The organism is Streptomyces ossamyceticus (assembly GCF_001418475.1).
Taxonomy (GTDB): Bacteria; Actinomycetota; Actinomycetes; order Streptomycetales; family Streptomycetaceae; genus Streptomyces; species Streptomyces ossamyceticus.
In genome coordinates this window covers 20,973-28,429 of the sequence record NZ_LIQX01000109.1, presented here as the reverse complement: position 1 = coordinate 28,429, position 7,457 = coordinate 20,973, and the positions used below count along the sequence as shown (strand labels likewise).

5 protein-coding genes are annotated in these 7,457 nt (G+C 71.5%); 2 read left to right on the top strand and 3 right to left on the bottom strand.

Annotation, left to right across the window (positions count from 1 at the left end; genetic code table 11):
• Positions 1-67 precede the first annotated feature (67 nt).
• Both AOK15_RS10130 and AOK15_RS10125 read left to right on the top strand, forming a co-directional pair.
• Entirely contained in the window at positions 68-1,924 is a 1,857-nt protein-coding gene (locus AOK15_RS10130; RefSeq protein WP_055515014.1) for a LamG-like jellyroll fold domain-containing protein, read from the top strand.
• A 26-nt stretch (positions 1,925-1,950) separates the two neighbouring features.
• Entirely contained in the window at positions 1,951-3,612 is a 1,662-nt protein-coding gene (locus AOK15_RS10125) for a PHP domain-containing protein (RefSeq protein ID WP_055515012.1), read from the top strand.
• Positions 3,613-3,700: 88 nt separating this feature from the next.
• Here the strand turns inward: AOK15_RS10125 and AOK15_RS10120 are convergent, their stop codons facing one another.
• The 3 genes from AOK15_RS10120 to menE form a co-directional block, all read right to left on the bottom strand.
• Positions 3,701-4,963 carry a helix-turn-helix domain-containing protein gene (locus AOK15_RS10120; protein WP_055515011.1) on the bottom strand — a complete coding sequence of 421 codons (1,263 nt, stop codon included), beginning with the start codon at positions 4,961-4,963 and terminating at the stop codon, positions 3,701-3,703.
• 456 nt (positions 4,964-5,419) lie between these two features.
• The gene (locus tag AOK15_RS10115; RefSeq protein ID WP_055515009.1) at positions 5,420-5,875 is read right to left on the bottom strand and encodes a MaoC family dehydratase; all 456 of its coding nucleotides are present in this window, start codon (positions 5,873-5,875) and stop codon (positions 5,420-5,422) included.
• Positions 5,876-5,908: 33 nt separating this feature from the next.
• On the bottom strand, positions 5,909-7,411 hold the full coding sequence (gene menE / locus AOK15_RS10110) for an o-succinylbenzoate--CoA ligase (protein WP_055515008.1): 1,503 nt from the start codon (positions 7,409-7,411) through the stop codon (positions 5,909-5,911).
• Positions 7,412-7,457 lie beyond the last annotated feature (46 nt).

Below are 7,457 nucleotides of genomic sequence, written 5' to 3'. Positions count from 1 at the left end.
AGATGTGTATAAGCGACACTCTTTCCCCTTCCCCTCTGACCTTCCACGGACTTCCCACGGAGCACAGGTGTGTACTTCGCATGAGCACGACCAGGGCGACGCTGCCCCGCAGGCCGGCGCCGGCAGACGGAACTTCCTGCGGGCGACCGCGCTGATGGGTGCGGTGGCGGCGGTCGTCCCGGCGGCCGGAACCGCGTCGGCCGCCGCCGAGTCGCCCGCGTCGGCGGCGCGTTGGCGGCCCGATCCCGACAGCCGCCGGTTCACGCTGGCGGTGATGCCGGACACGCAGTACCTCTTCGACGGGCCGAGCATCGACAAGGCGCCCGTGGAGGCGTCCCTGCGGTATCTGCTGGAGCACGGGCGGGAGGAGAACATCGTCTTCCTGTCCCATCTGGGCGACCTCACGCAGAACGGCGCGAAGCAGGAGTGCGCGGCGATCGGTGAGGCGTTCCGGCTGCTCGACCGGAAGGGCGTCGGCTACAGCGTCCTCGCGGGCAACCACGACGTCCGCTCGTCCACCGACGACCAGCGGGGCCCGACCCCCTACCTGGACGAGTTCGGCCCCGACCGGTTCGAGGGCCGGCGGACGTTCGGCGGCGCCTCCCCGGACGGCTACAACTCCTTCCACCTCTTCGAGGCCGGCGGCCGGCGGTGGATGGTGCTCGCCCTGGACTGGCGGCTGTCGGCGAAGGGCTACGTGTGGGCCGAGCAGGTCCTGGCGAAGCACCCGAGGACACCGGTCGTGCTCACCACGCACGAACTGGTCGACGGGGACGACTCCCTCTCCCCGTACGGGCAGCGGCTGTGGGACCGGCTGATCGCGGACCACGACCAGATCTTCCTCACTCTCAACGGGCACTACTGGCCGGCGGCCCGCGCGGTCCGGAAGAACGCGGCGGGCAACGACGTCCATCTGCACCTCACGAACTACCAGAACCGGTACTTCGGCGGCGCCGCGATGATCCGTCTCTACCGCTTCGACCTCGACCGGAACACCATCGACGTGGAGACGGTCTCCCCGTGGATCCTCGGCCGGGCGGCGAAGGGCCTCAACGTGCTGGAGCGGCAGGAGAGCGAACTCTCCGGCGACGCCGACCGGTTCACCGTCGACCTCGACTTCGAGAAGCGGTTCGCGGGCTTCGCACCCGTACCCGCGCGTCCCGCACGGCCCGCGTCGCGGATGCTGGTGCGCGGCACCCTCGCGTACTGGCGGTTCGACGGCGAGGCCGACGGGGCCGAGGTCGACGGGATCGTGCGCGACCGCTCCGGACACGGCAACGACCTCACCCTGGTCGCCGTCGGCGGCGGCACCCTCACCCACTCCGCCGACCACCACCCGGACCAGCCGGGCCACGGCAGCCTGGAGTTCCACGGAGGGAAGCCGCCGCTGAAGGGCGCCTGGCTGCGGACGGTCGACGGGGCGCCCCTCAACTCGGCGACGTTCGAGGACGGTTACACCATCGAGGCGTTCTACCGGCTGCCCGCCGACTGGGACCCGGCGCACCACGCGTGGGCCGGCATCCTCGGCCGGACCGGCACGGGCGGCGCCGCGGGCAAGACCCAGGACGACCCGGACGAGCCGCTCGCCACCCTGTCTCTGTCCAACGACCGCGAGCCGCAGTGGGCGGTGCGCCCGCTCAACCAGCAGGGCATCGCCACCAACTGGGGCCAGGAGACCCCCCTGGAGACGTGGTGGCACCTCGCGGTCGTCAACGACGGCCGGCACACCACCCTGTACGTCCAGGGCTGCCCCGTCGTCCGCAACCCCAGGGCTGCGGCCGTCGGCCTCACCTCCGTCGGACTGCCGTGGATCCTCGGCGGCTACGAGTACGCGGGGAAGATCGACCAGATCCTGCACGGACGGCTCGGTGACGTCCGCATCGTCGGACGGGCGCTGCCCGTCACCTCGTTCATGAACCACTGACCATCCCCGGAAGGGTTCGTACGACCATGTCCGAGCAGCACCTGCCTGTCTGGGCCGATCCGTCCGTCTCCCCCGCCGATCTCGACGCCCAGGGCCTGTCGCGCCGTGGCCTCCTGCGCGCCTCGGGCCTGTTCGGCACGGCCTTCGCCCTGGGCTCCCTGGCGACGCCCGCGGTCGCCGACTCCGGGCGGCACGGGGGCGACGACCCCCGCCTCGCCTATCTCGTCGGCGACCACCACATCCACTCCGTGTACAGCCACGACGCCAAGTACACCTTCTCCCAACTGGCCGCTGCGGGCGCGAAGTACGGCCTCGACTGGATGGTCTTCACCGAGCACTCCAACTTCGGGCACGCCGACTTCGGGGCCGCGCTGGAGCACCGGGAGATCCTCCGGGCCCGCGCGGAGAACCCGCGTCAGCTGATATTCCAGGGCCTGGAGTGGTACATCCCGGCCGCCGAGCACTGCACGGTCTTCACGACGCCCGGCCCCCACGAGGTCGACCTGCTCACCCGCTTCGAGCGGGCCTACGACGGCAAGCTGCTCGGCTACACCGACGGTTCCGTGGGTGGCGCGGACACCGCCCGCAACGAGGCGCACGCCGTCAAGGCCGTCAAGTGGCTCGCGGAGCAGCGCCGTTCGGGCTACGTCGACGACGTGCTGGTCCTCGCCAACCACCCGCTGCGGCTCGGCATCGACTCCCCGCACGAGCTGCGCGCCTGGCGGGACGCGGCCCCCGAGATCATGATCGGCATGGAGGGCGCGCCCGGCGCCCAGGGCGCCGCCCTCCCCGGCTGGCGGGGCGCGAACTCCATCCGGGGCGAGTACGAGAACAAGCCGTCCGCGCAGTCCTGGCCCGGCTACCCGGCGGAGGCGTACCTCACGTACGGCGGTTTCGACTGGGCGACGGCGACCGTGGGCGGGCTCTGGGACTCCCTGCTCGCCGAGGGCAGGCTGTTCTCGATCACCACCAACTCGGACGCCCACCGCATCGTGTTCGACACCTGGAAGAACGGCGACTGGCCCGCCGGGCAGAACTTCGACACCACCGGCAAGCTGCCCGACCCGGTGAACACGGACACCCCGCAGCCCGGCAGCGACTTCTGGCCCGGCCAGTTCAGCCGCACCCATGTGGGTGTCACCCGCTACGGCTACCGTGCCGTGATGGCGGGCCTGCGGGCGGGCCGTGTCTGGCTGGACCACGGCCATCTGCTGGACGGCCTGGAGGTCCGGGTGAAGCGGGACCGCGCCCCCGGCCGGGGCGTCACGCTCGGCGGCCGGCTCCACGCCCGCAAGGGCGAGAAGCTCACCCTGACGGTGACCGTGACCACGGCCTCCCGCCGCAATCCGCGGGGGATCCTCCCGGAGTTGGCCCATGTCGACGTCGTCCGGGGCACGGTCCGGGGCCCGGTGGCCGACCGGGACTCCTGGCGGGCGCCGGACACCCGGGTCGTGCACACCAAGGACGTCAGCGGCCGCAAGGGCACGTACACCCTGCGCGTGCCGGTCACGGTCGGCGACGAGCCGTTCTACCTGCGGCTGCGGGGCAGTGACGGCAACCGCAACGGCACCGGCCACCTGGGGGCCTCCGTCGACCCGCACGGTCCGATCCCGCACGCGCCGGGCGACGGCGACCCGTGGCAGGACACGTGGTTCTACACGAACCCGGTGTTCGTGGACGTGCGGTGAGCGTCGGGTCCGCGTCCGCCAGAGGGCGCGGGGGCCGTACGACCGGCGACGGTCCTGCGGCCTCCCGCCCTCCTCGGCGCGTCGGCCTCTACCGTGAGGGGGACGGACTCGGGCTGAACGCCCGGTCGCAGTGGGGCCAGTCGTGGAAGTCCCGGTCCTCGCGCCACAGCCGCTTGGCCGCGCGGATGTTCCACTCCGGGTCGAGTGCCTGGCGCGGAGTGCCCTTCAGGTCCCTCAGCCGGGCGTCGGAGATCTGGAACAGGCCCCAGTTCCGGGTGCCGTTGGTGTTCGGGAGGATGTGCAGCGGGTCGAGGAACGACTGGCAGTCGGCGATCGCGACCGCACGGTCCGGTTCCTCGGTGAACACCTCGCGGATGCGCTTGCGCACCTTGTCCGGTGTCCAGGTCTTCATGCGCGCCTTTGAGGTGTACAGCGCCCGCTTGGTGGTGTCGCCGACCACGCCGTTGGGCGGCTCGATCCCCGCGATCACCTGGAAGGCGGTCACACGGCGCAGGGTCTGCGGGCCGAAGTCGCCGTCCACCCCGATGACCGCGCCCTTGTCCTCCAGAAGGCGCTGCACCTCACGCACGCAGGTGTCGTGCTGGCCCATGGCCACCACTTCCCGGCAGGCGGGGGTGAAGAGGGTACGGCTGTCCTTCTTCCCCGGTGCGGCGTTCCTGTCCGGGCCGTCGCCGTCCTCGGTCGAGCCCAGCGAGGGCAGGGTCCAGGCCATTCCGCCCAGGAACAGCACCACCAGGCCGACGGCCAGCGCGACGCGTCCGCGCCGCCGACCGGACCGTACGGCCCCGGTCCCGGACGCGGCCACGGATGCGTGCGCCGTCCCGTGCGGCGGCTCGGACACCCCGGTGCCCGGCTCCTGTCGGCCGGCCTCCGGATCCGGTTCGGGCTCCGGTCGGGAGGTCTCCGAGGCCGGGTGGGCGGCTTGCGGCGCCGGCCGCGCGGCCTTCGGTTCCGGCGCGGGGGCGAGTGGTTCCGGCTCGTCGGGCTTAGGTTCCGGCCCAGCGGCCTCCGGTCCCGGTTCGGGGGCCTCCGGACGCGTGGGAGCGGTGGCCGATTCCGCAGGTGCCATCGGCTCCGGTTCCCGGGCGGCGTCCGCCAGGGCCCACAGGCGGTGCAGCGTGCGCAGTTCCTCCGGGGTGGCCCCGCAGGCCACGGCCAGCCGGTGGACGGTGCCGTAGTCCTGCGGTACCGAACCGCCCAGGCAGTAGCGGTGCACGCTGGACCCGCTGGTTCCGGCCTTCGCGGCGAGGGCCGCGTAACTGAGTCCCGAGCGCTCCTTGAGCGAGCGCAGACATGCGGCGAACCGCTCGGACTCCGTGCACTCGGACACGGGCGTCCCCCCTTTTTCCCCTTGCTGCCGCGCGTGACGGCGGCGCCGCACGTGGTCGGACGGCGGCGCGGTGTGTCCATGGATGAGAGGCGCCCCCCTGGATCCCCCGATCCCCGCGCCCGAGCACACTGTGCCAGAAACAGACGGCCGGAACCCGGCAAACTCCAGCCACTTCCGGGCGGACGACCGGGATCCGTTTTCGATCCCGTCCCAGCGCCGTCCCAGCGTTCAAAGAACACCGCAGGCCGGTCGCGTGACGGCCGTCCCAGCGTCCCAGCTGCGCGGAAACCCTTGCCGCGCCGTGTCGGCGCTTGCCAGCCTCGGGTCGTCGGAGAACGAACCACCCTGCGCCACCAGGAGATGTCAGTGGCTGAATTCACACCGTAGGGCGGAGCACCCATGGGGGAGTGCTCCGCCCTGTGGCGTTGCCGTGGTGCCCCGGTCCGGGGCGCTTCGTCAGGCGTAGAACCGCGACAGGCTCTGCAGCACGGCGGCCGGCTTGGGGGCGCCCTCGATCTCGATGGTGCCGTCGACGGTGATCTGCACGCCGCCCGGGACGTCCTCCACCGAGGCCAGCCTGCCGACGAGGCGGATCTTGGAGCCGACCTTCACCGGGGAGGGGAAACGGACCTTGTTCAGACCGTAGTTGACCTTCGTCGACACGCCCTCGACGTCCAGCAGCTCGGTGAACAGCGGGATGAACAGCGACAGGGTCAGGTAGCCGTGCGCGATGGGGGCGCCGAAGGGGCCCTCGGCGGCCTTCTCCGGGTCGACGTGGATCCACTGGTGGTCCCCGGTCGCGTCGGCGAAGGTGTTGATGCGCTCCTGGGTGACCTCGATCCACTCGCTGGCGCCGAGGTCGCTGCCGGCGAGCTTCTTCAGCTCGTCGATGCCGTTCACGGTGATGCTCATGTTCCCTGCTTTCGAAGAAGAGTTGATGGTGGGTCAGCTGTTGCCGTAGCGCTTGCGCACCCGGGCCTTCAGCAACTTGCCGGAGGCGGTGCGGGGCAGCTCCTCGGCGATCACGACCGACTTGGGGATCTTGTACTTGGCGAGCCGTCCGGCCAGGGAGGCCAGCACCTCGTCGGCGTCCAGGGCGGCGCCCTCCCGGGGGACGACCACCGCGCGCGGCACCTCGCCCCACTTGTCGTCGGGTACGCCGATGACCGCGCACTCGACGATGTCGGGGTGGGCGAGGAGCTGGTCCTCGATCTCGGCGGGGTAGATGTTCTCGCCCCCGGAGATGATCATGTCCTTGATGCGGTCGACGATGAAGACGTACCCGTCCTCGTCGACGCGGGCGGCGTCGCCGCTGCGGAACCAGCCGTCGGCGAAGACGGCGGCCGTCTCCTCCGGCAGGCCCCAGTACCCGGGCATGACGTGCGGGCCCCGCACGACGACCTCGCCGGGCTCGTCCACGTCGACCGGTGTCATGTCCGGCCGTACGACCCGCACATCGCTGAAGAAGTGCGGGACGCCCGCGGAACCGGCCTTGCTCACGGCGTGCTCCGCGTCGAGGAAGAGCGTGCCGGGCGCGGCCTCCGTCATGCCGTAGCCCTGGAGGAAGGTGAGGCCCCGCTCCTGGAACTTCGCGATGAGCGGGGTCGGCACCGGGGAGCCGCCGCAGGACAGCATCCTGAGCGAGGACAGGTCCGCGTCGGCCCAGCGCGGGTGCCGGGCCACCTGGTCGAACATGGTGGGCACGCCGAACATGAACGTGATCCGGTGCCGTTCGATCAGGTCGAAGGTGGCTTCCGGCACGAACGACTCGACCAGGACGCACGTACCGCCCTTGAGCAGCACGGGCAGGGTGAGCATGTTCAGCCCGGCGGTGTGGAACAGCGGGGCGGAGACGAGGGCGCGTTCGTCGGCGATGACGTCCTGGTCGACGAGGACGTTGACGGCGTTCCAGATGATGTTGCCGTGCGTGAGCATGGCGCCCTTGGGGCGGCCGGTCGTCCCCGAGGTGTACATGATGATGCAGGTGTCGTCGGCGGTGACCGGCTGGTCGATCGGCTCGGCCTCCGCCCCGGCCAGCAGCGCCTCGTACTCGGCCCCGGTCTCGACGTACGTACGGACGTCGGTGTCGCCGGGCAGTCCCGCGACGAGCCCGGTGAACCCGGACGCGTACACGAGGGCCTTGGCGCCGGAGTCCGAGAGCTGGTAGGCGATCTCGGGTCCGGCGAGGCGGGTGTTGAGCGGGACGAACACCGCGCCGAGGGTGCCGGCGGCGAACAGCGTCTCCAGGTACGAGGGGTGGTTGGGCCCCAGGTAGGCGACGCGGTCGCCGCGGCGGACGCCAAAGGCGCGCAGGGCGTGCGCGAGGCGCGTGGTGCGCTCGTACAGCTCCCCGTAGGTGATGCTGGTGTCGCCGTGGATCAGCGCGGTGCGCTGTGGGGTCTTGCGGGCCCGCCGGGCGGGCCACGACCCCAGTCCCTCATTGCGCATCTGTGTGCCCCTGTCCGTCATTGCACATGGGGGGTGTCCCTCACGG